Annotated in this window: 13 protein-coding genes; 12 read left to right on the forward strand and 1 reads right to left on the reverse strand. The window is 65.8% G+C overall.

Going from position 1 to position 13,445, the window contains the following annotated elements; all coding sequences use genetic code 11:
• From Q8P46_18195 to Q8P46_18245, 11 genes are all read left to right on the forward strand, one after another.
• On the forward strand, window positions 1-891 hold an 891-nt coding region (locus tag Q8P46_18195; GenBank protein MDP2622077.1), incomplete at its 5' end, for a heme o synthase.
• A gap of 12 nt (window positions 892-903) precedes the next feature.
• Entirely contained in the window at window positions 904-1,059 is a 156-nt protein-coding gene (locus tag Q8P46_18200; GenBank protein ID MDP2622078.1) for a hypothetical protein, read from the forward strand.
• 250 nt (window positions 1,060-1,309) lie between these two features.
• Complete coding sequence (locus Q8P46_18205; GenBank protein MDP2622079.1) at window positions 1,310-2,029, forward strand: cytochrome c oxidase assembly protein; 720 nt, start codon at window positions 1,310-1,312, stop codon at window positions 2,027-2,029.
• Window positions 2,022-2,855 (forward strand): cytochrome c oxidase subunit 3, encoded by an 834-nt coding sequence (locus Q8P46_18210; protein MDP2622080.1) that lies wholly within the window; start codon window positions 2,022-2,024, stop codon window positions 2,853-2,855. The genes Q8P46_18205 and Q8P46_18210 overlap by 8 nt, the downstream gene beginning before the upstream one ends.
• Before the next feature lie 52 nt (window positions 2,856-2,907).
• Window positions 2,908-3,261, forward strand: coding sequence for a DUF983 domain-containing protein (locus Q8P46_18215; GenBank protein ID MDP2622081.1), 354 nt, complete (start codon window positions 2,908-2,910; stop codon window positions 3,259-3,261).
• Between the two features lie 216 nt (window positions 3,262-3,477).
• The gene (locus Q8P46_18220) at window positions 3,478-4,206 is read left to right on the forward strand and encodes an SURF1 family protein (protein MDP2622082.1); all 729 of its coding nucleotides are present in this window, start codon (window positions 3,478-3,480) and stop codon (window positions 4,204-4,206) included.
• Complete coding sequence (locus tag Q8P46_18225) at window positions 4,203-5,735, forward strand: carboxypeptidase M32 (GenBank protein MDP2622083.1); 1,533 nt, start codon at window positions 4,203-4,205, stop codon at window positions 5,733-5,735. The genes Q8P46_18220 and Q8P46_18225 overlap by 4 nt, the downstream gene beginning before the upstream one ends.
• Before the next feature lie 43 nt (window positions 5,736-5,778).
• A complete protein-coding gene (gene thrC, locus Q8P46_18230; GenBank protein MDP2622084.1) occupies window positions 5,779-7,206 on the forward strand; it encodes a threonine synthase in 1,428 nt (475 codons plus the stop codon).
• On the forward strand, window positions 7,203-8,462 hold the full coding sequence (locus Q8P46_18235; protein MDP2622085.1) for a pitrilysin family protein: 1,260 nt from the start codon (window positions 7,203-7,205) through the stop codon (window positions 8,460-8,462). Before thrC ends, Q8P46_18235 begins: the two co-directional genes overlap by 4 nt.
• Window positions 8,463-8,777: 315 nt before the next feature.
• Complete coding sequence (locus tag Q8P46_18240) at window positions 8,778-9,365, forward strand: GNAT family protein (GenBank protein MDP2622086.1); 588 nt, start codon at window positions 8,778-8,780, stop codon at window positions 9,363-9,365.
• A 115-nt stretch (window positions 9,366-9,480) separates the two neighbouring features.
• The gene (locus Q8P46_18245; protein ID MDP2622087.1) at window positions 9,481-12,357 is read left to right on the forward strand and encodes an EAL domain-containing protein; all 2,877 of its coding nucleotides are present in this window, start codon (window positions 9,481-9,483) and stop codon (window positions 12,355-12,357) included.
• An 82-nt stretch (window positions 12,358-12,439) separates the two neighbouring features.
• Here the strand turns inward: Q8P46_18245 and Q8P46_18250 are convergent, their stop codons facing one another.
• On the reverse strand, window positions 12,440-13,036 hold the full coding sequence (locus tag Q8P46_18250; GenBank protein ID MDP2622088.1) for a YqgE/AlgH family protein: 597 nt from the start codon (window positions 13,034-13,036) through the stop codon (window positions 12,440-12,442).
• Between the two features lie 161 nt (window positions 13,037-13,197).
• Here Q8P46_18250 and Q8P46_18255 point away from each other — a divergent pair.
• A partial coding sequence (locus Q8P46_18255) for a hypothetical protein (GenBank protein ID MDP2622089.1) occupies window positions 13,198-13,445 on the forward strand: 248 nt, incomplete at its 3' end.

A 13,445-nucleotide genomic window follows, 5' to 3' on the forward strand; every position in this document is an offset into this window, starting at 1 on the left:
GGCGGCAGCGTCGGCGACTATGTCGAGCTGATGAAGCCGCGGGTGATGTCGCTGTCCATATTCACCGCCCTCGTCGGCTTGGTCGTGGCCCCCGGCGCGATGCATCCGGTGTTGGCGGTCACCGCGCTCCTGTGTATCGCCGTCGGCGCCGGCGCGGCGGCGGCGCTCAACATGTGGTACGACGCCGACATCGACGCGGTGATGACGCGCACCGCGCGCCGCCCGGTGCCGGAGGGGCGGGTCTCGGCGGAGGAGGCGCGCACCTTCGGGCTGACGCTTGCCTTCGGCGCCGTGCTGGTGCTCGGGGTACTCGTCAACTGGCTGGCGGCCGGCCTCCTGGCCTTCACGATTTTCTTCTACATCGTCGTGTACACCATGTGGCTGAAGCGTCTGACGCCGCAGAACATCGTCATCGGCGGCGCCGCCGGCGCGCTTCCGCCGGTCATCGGGTGGGCCGCCGCGACCGGCAGCTTCGGCATCGAGCCGCTGACCCTGTTTCTCATCATCTTTCTGTGGACGCCGGCGCATTTTTGGGCGCTGGCGCTCAACCGCTCGGCCGACTACGCACGCGCCGGCGTGCCGATGCTGCCGGTGGTCGCCGGCGCCGCCAGGACGCGCGGACAGATCCTGATCTATTCCCTGCTGCTGACGCCTTCGGCCATTCTGCCCTGGCTGTTGGGGTTTGCCGGCCCTTACTATGCCCTCGTCGCGGCGGCGATGGGGCTCCTGTTCGTCTACCGCGCCTGGTGCGTCTTCCGGTCACGGGGCGACACAGAATCGACCCGTGCGTCGCGCCGCCTGTTCGCCTATTCGATCCTCTATTTGGCGACCCTGTTCGCCGTGCTGCTGGCCGAACATCTCCTGGGCCTCGCGCCGGCGGCGGGTTTCTAGGAATGTATCGGTATGGAAAAAATCCCCCATCCCTCGACCGAGGAACAGGCCAAACGCCGGCGTTCCCGCTCGCTCGCCATCGCCCTGGTGCTGGCCGCCCTCGTCGTCCTGTTCTACGTCGTGACGCTGGTCAAGCTCGCGCCGGGGATCATGAGCTGGCCGCTTTAGAGCGGTTCATGGCCATAGGAAATCAATTTGATGGGTCAAATCGGTTCATCCGGCAAGGCGCGGCGCGATGCGCGATGTGGTGCATCGGGCGAGCGCCGCAACATAGCCGGTGGGCCGATTTGGCCCACCGAAGGCCGGGTTCTTTTGTGCCGTGGCGTCGTTGCATGTCTCCTGAGATGCACCACATCGCAGATCGACATGCGCCTAGCCACGGCGCAAAATCATCCCGGTCAAATGGTTTCCTATGGCCATGAACCACTCTAAGGAGGACCCGGTGACGGCGCCCAAGGCAGCACCCGAACTGGCTCGCGGCAAGCGGCGTAATGCCGTCCTGGCGTTCGCTTGCGTCGGCCTCGTCGCCGGCATGGTCGGGCTTGCCTACGCCTCGGTGCCGCTCTACCGGCTGTTCTGCCAGGTCACCGGCTTTGCCGGCACCACGCAGATTGCCGAGAATGCACCTGAACGGGTCCTCGACCGGACGATTACGGTCCGCTTCGACGCCAATGTCGCCCGCGATCTGAACTGGAGCTTTGAGCCGGTCGAACGCGGCGTCGATCTCAAGATCGGCGAGACGCAGCTCAGCCTTTTCCGGGCCGTCAATCACGCTAACCGTCCGCTTGCGGGCAGCGCGACCTTCAACGTCACGCCGGATTGGGCGGGTGCCTATTTCAACAAGATCCAGTGCTTCTGCTTCACCGAGCAGACGCTTCAACCCGGCGAAAGCGTCGACTTGCCGGTCGTCTTCTTCGTCGATCCGGCGATCGTCGAGGACCGCTCGGCGTCAAAATCGATGGCCATCACGCTGTCCTACACCTTTTACCCGGTTCCGAGTGCCGACAAGCCGCTCGCCGCAGCACCGGCCCCGCCGGCCGCACCGGTCCGCGCGGACCCGCCCGGCAGAGGCCGAGACAGTGTGGAGCCGACGGAAAGCGGAATTTATCGAGATTTGAGCGAGGGAAATAATGGCTGAGAGCCCCGCCAAACACCACGACTACCATCTCGTCGACCCGAGCCCATGGCCCATCGTCGGCGCGGTCTCCGCCTTCGTCACCGCCGTCGGCGCGATCATGTGGTTCCATGGCCAGACCTTGTGGATCATGGTGGTTGGCCTGCTGGGCGTCGCGTTCACGATGGCGGCCTGGTGGCGCGACGTTATCCGCGAGTCCAATTCCGGCTATCACACGCCGGTCGTGCAGCTGCACTTGCGCTACGGCATGATCCTGTTCATCGCCTCGGAGGTGATGTTCTTCCTGGCCTGGTTCTGGGCCTATTTCGACGCCTCGCTGTTCGCCAGCGAGGCGATCCAGGCTTCGCGCGTCGAGTTCACCGGCGGGCACTGGCCGCCGCAGGGGGTGGAGACCTTCGATCCCTGGCACCTGCCGCTGGTCAACACCCTGATCCTGCTGACCTCGGGAACGACGGTGACCTGGGCGCATCACGCGCTCCTCAACAATGACCGCTCGGGCCTCAAATGGGGGCTTTTGGCGACCATCGTGCTGGGGCTCACCTTCACCGGCGTGCAGGGCTATGAATACGCCCATGCCGGCTTCTCCTATGCCGGCAACATCTATGGGGCGACCTTCTTCATGGCGACCGGCTTTCACGGCTTCCACGTGATCATCGGCACCACCTTCCTGACCGTCTGCCTGTTCCGCGCCATGGCCGGGCATTTCAAGCCAGAGCAGCATTTCGGCTTCGAGGCGGCGGCCTGGTACTGGCACTTCGTCGACGTGGTGTGGCTGTTCCTGTTCTCCTCCATCTATGTGTGGGGGGCGGGAACTCCGGCCGCGCATTGAGGGAAGCGACGCCGGCCGTGGTGAAGCGTAATTGGAGGGCGAGGAACAGATAATGCCCCACGACAGGCTCCATACGGCGCCATCGGCCTTGCTTACGGGTCTCATGGGCCGCTGCCCGCGCTGCGGCAGGGGCAGGCTCTTCAACGGCTATCTGACGCTCGCCAAGCGCTGCGAAGCATGCGGGCTCGACATGGCGTTCGCCGACTCCGGCGACGGGCCGGCGGTGTTCCTGATTCTGATCGTCGGTTTCATTGTCGTCGCCGCGGCGCTCATCACCGAGGTCGCCTTTCAGCCGCCTTACTGGGTCCACGCCGTCTTATGGGCGCCGCTCGCCATCGGCCTGCCGCTCCTGCTTCTGCGTCCCGCCAAGGGGCTGATGATCGCGCTGCAATTTAGAGCGAGATAGCATGGGATTTGACCAATTCTGTTTCACGAGCGGCGTGGCGATCCGCCAGGAGGCGCGCGCAGCGCGATGCGGGGACATCGGGCAAGCGCGTCGACGCCGCGGGCGCCCGCCGCTCGGAAACCCTAAGGGACGGGCGCAAATGCGCCCGTCAGAATGGATCAATCCCATGCTATCTCGCTCTGAGCACGATGCCCGCGAAACCCACCTGATGGATTGATGAGTACCGTGACGACGCGGTCCCTGCGCGGCCTGCTGTCGCCGACCATCGCCGCCGTGTACGCCTTCGCGGTCCTGATCGGGCTCGGCTGGTGGCAGGTCGAGCGGTTGGCCTGGAAGTTGGCGCTGATTGAGCGTTTCGATAAGGCCGTCAACGCCGCTCCGATCGAACTCAACCGCGTCATCGCCGTGGCCGGCGCCGGCGAGAACGTCGCGTTCCGGCCGCTTTTCTTCCGTGTTTCGCCGCTGTCCGAGGATGAGCTGCATCTCTATACGGCGGTGCGCGGCGAGGCCGGCTGGCGCGTCATCGTGGCGGTCAGGACGGATTCAGGGGCGGTTCTTATCCTCGACCGCGGCTTCGTTCCCGAGGCGATGAAGAACGCCGCCCGGCCGCCGCTTGAAGCGCAAACGCGGTTTATCGGCCGGGTTGAGCTGCCGGAGACGCAAGAGCTGTTCACGCCGGACAATGAGCCCCAACGCAATAACTGGTACTGGCGCGACCTCAAGGCCATGGCCCGCGCCCTCGGCCAGGGCCATGCCGCGCTCGTTCCCTTCTATGTGCTGCTCGAAAGCCCGGCGCCGGCAGGCGGCTGGCCGCGCCCGGAGGCGGTGCCCGAGCCGCCGCGCAATCCGCATCTCGGCTATGCGTTGACCTGGTTCGGACTGGCGGCCGCGCTCGCCGGCGTCTATATGGCGTTTGTCCTGAAAACCCTTCGGACCGCGCCATGACCCCTGAAGACGCCTATCGCACCTTGGAAGCCCAGGAAAGGCGCATGAGCGTCATAGGCGGCGCGCTGGCCGTCTTGCATTGGGACCGCGCCGTGATGATGCCCGACGGCGGGTTGTGGGTGCGCGCCGAGCAGACCGCGGCCCTCAACGTGGTGCTACACGAGATGCGCACCGACCCGCGCCGCGCCGATCTGATCGAAAAGGCGGAGGCCGGAGCGAGCGGCCTTGATGAGTGGCGGCGCGCGAACTTGCGCGAAATCAGACGATTTTTCGAGCGCGCGACGGCGCTATCGGCCGACCTTGTGGAGCGGCTTGCCCACGCCCGCGCGGAGACCGAGATGGCGTGGCGCGGCGCCAAGCAAAGGGCTGATTTTTCCGCCGTTTCGGACCAGCTCGCAAACCTCCTCGCCCTGGTGCGCGAGGAGGCCGAAATGCTTGGGTCGGCGCTGAAAATCTCACCCTATGACGCGTTGCTGGACGGCTATGATTGGGGCTTGAGGGCGGCGCAGTTTCAGCCGCTTTTCGACCGTCTCGCCGGCGACATCCCGCCTTTGCTCGACGGCATCCTGGCAAGGATGTCGGGTCTTGCCGCGCGCATTCCGCTCTCTGGACCGTTTCCGGTCGCCGCCCAGGAACGTCTCGGGCGCACGGTGATGCAACGCCTCGGCTTCGACTTCGACCACGGCCGGCTCGACGTCAGCCACCACCCCTTTACCGGCGGCGTGCCGGAGGATACCCGCATCACCACCCGCTACGAGGAGGGTGACTTCATCCAGGCGCTGATGGCGGTGATCCACGAGACCGGCCACGCGCTTTACGAGCGCGGCCTGCCGCAGGCCTGGCGCAACCAGCCGGTCGGGCGCGCCCGCGGCATGGTGCTGCATGAAAGCCAATCGCTGATGTTCGAGATGCAGGCGGGCCGCAGCCCGGCTTTCGTCTCCTATCTCTCGCGGCTCGCGCGCGAGGTTTTCGGCGGCTCCGGCCCGGCCTGGGCGAGCGGCAATCTGTTGCGCCACTATCATAAGGTCGAGCGCGGCCTGATCCGCGTCCATGCCGACGAGGTCAGCTATCCGCTGCACGTCATCGCCCGCACCCGGCTGGAGCAGGCGATGATCGCCGGCGCGCTCAAGGTCGCCGACCTGCCGGAGGCCTGGAATGCCGCCGTGACGGAGCTCATGGGCGTCACGCCCGCCAACGACCGCGACGGCTGCCTGCAGGACATCCATTGGTATTCCGGCGCCTTCGGCTATTTTCCGACCTATACGCTGGGCGCGCTCGCCGCAGCGCAGCTTTTCCGCGCGGCGCTTGCCGCCGCGCCGGAGATCGAGGCCGAGTTGGCCCGCGGCCGCGCCGACGCGCTGCTTAAATGGGTGCGGGCAAAGGTCCATTGCCTCGGCAGCCTCGCATTGACCGACGAGGTCATCGAACAGGCGAGCGGCGCGCGGCTCGGCGTTGCGGCCTTCCTCGATCATTTGCGCGCCCGCTATCTCGGCGGAGGCACGCTTGCCGGTGCGGCGGCGGCCCAGTAGGTTCCAGATCTCAAATCAAGCGGCAGCAAGGAGCGCGCTTTAAGTGAAATACGTCTCGACCCGGGGCGAGGCCGAACGGCACTGCTTTACGGAGGTGCTGCTGGCGGGGCTTGCCCGCGACGGCGGCCTCTACGTGCCCGAGGCCTGGCCGCATCTAGGCGAGCGCGAGGTGGCGGCGCTTGCCGGCCTCTCTTACGCGGAGGCGGCGTTTCGCGTGCTCAGCCCCTACTTGCGCGAAGCCGTCGATGCCCCCGACTTCCGCGCCATGCTCGAGGCCGCCTACGCCACCTTCGCCCATCCGGCGACGGTGCCGCTCGTACAGATCGGCCCCAACGATTTCCTGCTCGAGCTGTTCCACGGGCCGACCATGGCCTTCAAGGACGTCGCCATGCAGCTCCTGGCGCGGCTGATGGACCATGTGCTGGCCCGCGGCAAGCGCCGCCTCACCATTATCGGCGCCACCTCCGGCGATACCGGTTCGGCGGCGATCGCCGCCTTCAGGGGCCGTGCCGCCGTCGATGTCTTCATTCTCCATCCGAAGGGCCGGGTGAGCGAGGTGCAGCGCCGGCAGATGACCACCGTCGCCGACGCCAACGTGCACAATATCGCGCTCGAGGGCACGTTCGACGACTGCCAGGCCGTGCTCAAGGCGCTGTTCAACGACCTCGACTTTCGCGACCGGCTGTCGCTTTCCGGCGTCAATTCCATCAACTGGGCCCGGGTCATGGCCCAGTCGGTCTATTACGCGACCGCGGCGGCGAACCTCGGCGCGCCGCACCGCGCGATTGCCTTTTCGGTCCCGACCGGGAATTTCGGCGACATCTATGCCGGCTATGTCGCAGCCCACATGGGCCTGCCCGTGGCGCGCCTTATCGTCGCCACCAATGTCAATGACATTCTGGTGCGCGCGCTTGAAACCGGCCGTTACGAGCTGCGCGCGGTGACAGCGACCCAGAGCCCGAGCATGGACATCCAGGTTGCGAGCAATTTCGAACGCCTGATCTTCGATCTCGCGGGCCGCAACGGAAACCGCGTGGCCGAGATGATGGAGGCGCTTTCCGCCACCGGCGCCTTCGCGCTCGACGGGGCGATGCTGAACGCGGCGCGCGCCTTGTTTTCCGCCCATCGCTGCGACGAGGCGGAGACGACGGAGACCATCCGCTCGGTCCACCGGTCCACCGGTCTTGTCATCGACCCGCACACGGCGGTCGCCGTCGCCGCGGCGCAAAAGGCGCGCGCCGCCGGAGACATCGCCGCCGAGACGCCGCTCGTCATCCTGTCCACGGCCCATCCCGCCAAGTTCCCCGAGGCGGTGGAGAAGGCGGTCGGCTTCAAGCCGTCCTTGCCGGAGCGCGCCGGCGACCTTTATGCGCTTGCCGAGCGCTACGAGGTGCTGCCCAACGACAAGGCCGCCGTCGCCCGCTTCATCGAGAACCGGGCCCGTGCGGTCGGCCGCGAGGCGGCGAGATGAGCGTACAAACCTCCCGCCTTGCCAACGGCATGCGCGTCGTCACCCATGCCATGCCGCATCTGGAGACGGCGGCGCTCGGCGTCTGGGTCGACCAGGGCGCGCGCTCCGAAGCCGAGGCCGAGCACGGCATCTCGCATCTTCTCGAACATATGGCCTTCAAGGGCACGCGCCGGCGCAGCGCCCGGCAGATCGCCGAGGAAATCGAGTCCGTCGGCGGCGACCTCAACGCCGCGACCAGCTTCGAGCAGACCGCCTATTATGCCCGCGTGCTCAAGGCCGACATCGCGGTCGCCATCGACATTCTCGGCGACATCTTGCGCAACTCCGTCTTCGACGTGAGCGAGCTTGCCCGCGAGCAGAGCGTCATCGTCCAGGAAATTGGCGCCGCCCGCGACACGCCGGACGATCTCGTCTTCGACCAGTTCCAGGAGGCCGCCTTTCCCGGCCAGCCCATCGGCCGCTCGATCCTCGGCACGCCGGAGACGGTGCGGGCATTCAGGCCGGATCATCTGAGTGCCTATCTCGGCGCGCGCTACCGCGGCCCCGGCATGGTGCTGGCGGCCGCCGGCGGCGTCGATCACGCCAGCGTCGTGAAACTCGCCGAGGATGAGTTCGGCAGCTTCGCGCCCGCCCCCGCGGAGGCGACGCAGGCGGCAGACTATCGCGGCGGCGAACGCCGGCAGATACGCGATCTCGAACAGGCCCACTTGGTTCTCGGCTTCAAGGGCGTGCCCTATCTCGACAAGCGCTTCTACGCCGCCCAGATGCTCGCCAACATCCTCGGCGGCGGCATGTCATCGCGCCTGTTCCAGGAGGTGCGCGAGAGACGCGGGCTGTGTTACTCGATCTACGCCTTCCACTGGACCTTCCGCGATACCGGCCTGTTCGGCATCTATGCCGCAACCGGCGCCGCCGAGGTCGCGGAGCTGCCCCCGGTGCTCACCGGCGAATTGGAGGCGCTTGCCGGAAACCTGAGCGAGGAGGAGGTTGCCCGCGCCAAGGCGCAGATCAAGGCGAGCCTGATGATGAGCCTGGAATCTTCGACTGCCCGGGCCGAACAGATCGCGCGCCAGGAGATTCTTTTCGGTCGGGTCATTCCGGTCGACGAGCTGCTGCAATTGGTCGAAGCGGTGAGCGTCGACGACCTCAAAGCGCTCGCTCAGGAGATGTTCACCGGCGGGCCGGTAACGTTAAGCGCGGTCGGCCCGTTGCGACGGCTTGCAAGCTACGACGAAATAGCGAAAAGATTTCGCTAGACAAACTGCTGAGAAAGTGTGGTGGAAGCCAATATACATCCCCGTCATCCCGGACAAGCGACGGCGGGGGCAGAGTGCGGGTCGAGGCGATGAGCCGGAGCGCGATCCGGAATCCAGATCAAGCGGCGGTGCTCTGGGCACACTCTTTGCTGGATTCCGGCCTGCGCCGGAATGACGGAGCGGGGGGCCTTTACGGCGTTTTTTCAGCAATCCGTCGGAGCGAAATGATACGAAACAGAATTGGTTCAATTTTCATATCACCTCGCTCCAAAGCCCCGGCACCCAGCATCCTTTGCGATTGCATGTGAACAGACCATGGCCTTCCTGCGCAGCGTAAATTCGATCGATACCAGCCCGGTCATCTATGGCGAGGGCGTCTATTTGCGCACGCCGCAGATGGGCGACCACGCGGAATGGGCGGCGCTGCGCGAGGAGAGCCGCGATTTTCTCATTCCCTGGGAGCCGACCTGGCCCAATGACGACCTGACGCGCTCGGCATTCCGCCGCCGGCTCAGGCGCTATTATCGCGACATCCGCGAGGACGAGACCTATCCCTTCTTCGTCTTCCGCAATCGCGGCGACGTGCTGGTCGGCGGGCTCACGGTGAGCCATGTGCGCCGCGGCGTGACCCAGTCCTGCTCGCTCGGCTACTGGATCGGCAAGTCCCATTCCCGCCAGGGGCTGATGACCGCCGCGGTCGCGGCGATCGTTTCCTTCACCTTCGATTCGCTGCGTCTGCACCGCATCGAGGCGGCGTGCCTGCTGGACAATGTCCCCTCCATCCGGCTTCTTGAAAAAGCCGGATTTTCGCGCGAAGGGGTGGCCCGCCGCTATCTGCGAATCAATGGCGCCTGGCAAGACCATCTGTTGTTCGCCCTGATGGAGGATGATCCGCGTCCATGATTGAGATACTGTCCTTAAAGCGGCGCGAAGCAGCGTGCCTGCGGTGCAGGTGCGAGAGGGGCAAGAGTTGACATTTCAGCTTGCAGGAAGAGGGCGCCGGCATTGTTCGGCGACGATGCGTCGCGCACTCTTTCTCGTCGCACTGTTCTGTCTCTGGTCCGCCGCCGGCCAAGGCGCGGCGCGGGCGCTCGAAGGCATCCCGGTTCCGGCCGAGGCGCAAGCGATCGACCTGACCGGCCTCATCGAGCGCTTCGACCAGAGGACCGATCGCATCCAGGTCTCAACCGCGCCCGGCGTCGACGGCCTGGTGCGCCGCATCGAGGTGCGCGCGCAGGAACTCGGCACGGCGGCGGCCTGGGCGGTGTTTGCGCTGACCAACGAGTCCGATCAGCAGATCGACCGCCTGCTGGTCGCCGATTTTCACCGGCTGGTGAAGTCGGGGGTCATCTGGCCGGACCTCGGCGCCTCGCGCATCGCCGCCATCACGCCGAGCCAGGGCTTCCGGCCGGAACGCCAGCCGAGCCAGAATGCCGACGTTTTCCAGGTCACGCTGGATCCCGGCAGCACGGTCACCTTCGTCGCCGAGCTGCGCGTTCCGACGCTGCCGCAGCTCTATCTCTGGCAGGCCGACGCCTACAAGGAGAAGATCAACAATCTGACCTTCTTCAAGGGGATCGTAATCGGCATCGCCGGCATGCTGGCGGTGCTGCTGACCATGGTGTTTGTGGTTCGCGGCACCTCCATGTTCCCGGCCGCCGCCTGCTTTGCGTGGGCGGTTCTGGCCTATCTGTGCATCGAGTTCGGCTTCTGGCAGCAAATCTTCAAGGTCAACGCGGATGTCGAGCGCGTCTACCGCGCCGGCGCCGAGGCGATGCTGGCGGCGACCCTGCTGATCTTCCTGTTCGCCTATCTCAAGCTCAACCGGTGGCACGTGCGCCTGTCGCACGCCGGCGGCCTGTGGCTGGTCTCTCTGCTGGCGCTGGTGGTGCTCGCCGTCTATCAGGCGCCGATCGCGGCCGGAATCGCGCGCATCTCGCTTGCCGCCATCGGCATCGTCGGCTTCGGCTTGATTCTGTTTCTGTCCTTCAAGGGGTTCGACCGCGCCATCATGCTGATCCCGACCTGGCTGATGCTGCTGGTGTGGCTGTTCAGCGCCGCGGTCACGGTGACCGGCCATCTCGCCCAGGACTTCGTTTCACCGGCGCTTGCCGCGGGTCTCGTCATGGTCGTGCTGCTGATCACCGTCACGGTGATGCAGCATGCCTTTTCCGGCGGCGGGGCCATGGTCATGAAAGAAACCGATGCCGGGCGCCGGGCGCTGGCGCTGACCGGCTGCGGCGACGCGGTTTGGGAATGGAACATCGACCGCGACCGGATCTTCATCGGCTACGAGGCGGAAAAGGACCTCGGCCTTGGCCACGGCGCGCTCTCGGGCTCGGTGCGCGACTGGTTGAAGCACGTCCATCAGGCCGACCGCGAGCGCTTCGAGGCCACGCTCAAGGCGGCCATTGCACAGCGCGGCGGCCGCATCGACGAGGACGTCAGGATACAGCGCGGTGACGAGCACTTTGCCTGGATGCGCGTGCGCGCCCGCCCCGTGCTCACGCCGGAGGGCGAGATCGTCCGCTGCATCGGCACCATCACCGACGTTTCCGACGAGCGCAACGCCCAGGAGCGGCTGTTGCATGACGCCGTCCACGACAATCTGACCGGTCTGCCGAACCGCGAACTGTTCCTCGACCGGCTCGACAACGCCATTGCCCGCGCCCGCGCCGAGGGCGCCGTGCGCCCGACCATTTTCGTCATCGATCTCGACCGCTTCCGGCTGGTCAATGAGAGCGTCGGCATGCCGGTCGGCGACACCATCCTGCTCACCGTTGCGCGCCGTCTCGGCCGCAACGTGAAGCCGCAGGACACGCTGGCGCGGCTGATCGGCGATCAGTTCGGCGTCATCCTCGTCTCCGAGCGCGATCCGAAGCGGATCGCCGCCTTCGCCGAGACCATCCGCCGCGCGCTCAAGGCGCCGATCAGCTTCGCCGAGCGCGAGATATTCCTCACCGCCAGCATCGGCATCGCCGTCCATGACGGCAAGCGCAATGACGGCGAGAGCCTGTTGAAGGACGCGGAAATCGCCATGCGCCACGCCAAGCGCGACGGGCCGGACAAGGCCGAGGCCTTCAAGCCGGGCATGCGCACGGGCAGGGGCAACGTCTTGACGCTGGAAACCGAGCTGCGCCGGGCGATCGAGCGCAAGGCCATACAGGTCCACTACCAGCCGATCGTGCGATTGGTCGATTTCAGCGTCGCCGGCTTCGAGGCGCTGGTGCGTTGGCAGCATCCCCGCCTCGGCCGGCTGAGCCCCGAGGAGTTCGTCGGCATCGCCGAAGAGACCGGGCTGATCGTCGATTTGGGGCATCTGGTGTTCGAGCAGGCGGCAAAGCAGGTTTCCTCCTGGCAGGCGGAGATGGGCAACAAGAGGTCGATATTCGCCAGCGTCAACGTCTCCAGCCGGCAGCTCCTGCAGCGCGATCTCGCCGGCGACATCAAGTCGCTCCTGGTCCGCAACAAGCTGGCACCGGGCTGTCTGAAGATCGAGGTGACCGAGTCGCTGGTGATGGAGAACCCGGAATATGCAGCGCGCATCCTGACCAAGCTGCGCGAGCTCGGCACCGGCCTGTCGCTCGACGATTTCGGCACCGGCTATTCCTCGCTCTCCTATCTGCAGCGCTTCCCCTTCGACACCATCAAGGTCGACAAGTCGTTCGTGAAGGCAAACGGCGACGGATCGCGCCCGGTGCTGCTGCGCTCCATCGTCGCCATGGCCCACGATCTCGGCATGGAAGTGGTCGCGGAAGGCGTCGAATCGGACGCGGACGCGCAGGACCTCCTGGAGCTCGGCTGCGAATACGCGCAGGGCTATTTCTTCGGCCAGCCGATGCCCGGTCGCGAGGCGCGCAAGTTCTTGGAGCAGAAGGTCTCGGAAAACGCTTAAATCAAGACCGGAGAATGCTCTTGCTCATTTTTTTGAGAATGTTCTTTTCGCAAGGCCGGCTCCCACTTTTCCTCATGCCGCTCTAGGCATGACCGGCGATGCTGGCGAGCTTGGCCGGATCGACGCCGATTTTGGCCAGCGCCTGCTCATATTTGTCTTCCAAGGCGGTATTGAAGACGAGGTCCGGGTCGGCGGGGCATGTCAGCCAGCCATTGGACTGGATCTCGGTCTCGAGCTGGCCCGCGCCCCAGCCGGCATAGCCGAGCGCCAACAGCGAGCCGTGCGGTCCGGCGCCCGAAGCGATGGCCTTCAGGATCTCCAGGGTGGCGGTCAGGCAGATGCTCTCGTCGATCGGCAGCGTGCTGTTTTCGATGAAATAGTCGGAGGTGTGCAGGACGAAGCCGCGGCCCGTCTCGACCGGTCCGCCGACATAAACCTGCTTGCGCCGGATCGGCCGCGGCAGACGGATGCTGTTTTCGCCGTCGATGACGTTGAGCTGGGTCAACAGCTCCGGAAAGGTGATGTCGGGCGCCGGCTTGTTGACGACGATGCCCATCGCACCGTCGGATGAGTGGGCGCACAAATAGATGACGCTTCGCTCGAAACGCGGGTCGGAGATGGTCGGCATTGCGATCAGCAGCTGACCGTCGAGATAGCCCTTCCTTGCCCCGGCATCCATGGTCGTCTCCTCGGCTTGCAGACAGGAATGGTAACCGCAACGCTGGGATCACGCAAAGGGCGATGGGAGGTATCGCGACGAATTTGCCATTCACGCAGCTTTGAAGAGGGGCTGCGCCCTTGTTATCGAAATTTCCATCCGTCATCCCTACAATAAGGGCCATGAGAAGGAATAGTGCACGCGCCGCGCGCCTTGCCGTCACGGCGGCATGGCGGGCCGCAGCGCTGATCATCGTCCTGGCTGCCTCGACCGGGGTCCGCGCGGAGACCGCGTCGGCCTGGGATGAGGGCCTGTTCTCGCGCGCCCGCCTGATCGCCGGCCAGGTGCCGACCGCGAACGGGCCGGACCTGTTCGCGGGCGTCGAAATCCGCCTCGACGATGGATGGAAGACCTATTGGCGCAATCCGGG

The organism is Hyphomicrobiales bacterium (genome assembly GCA_030688605.1).
GTDB lineage: Bacteria > Pseudomonadota > Alphaproteobacteria > Rhizobiales > NORP267 > JAUYJB01.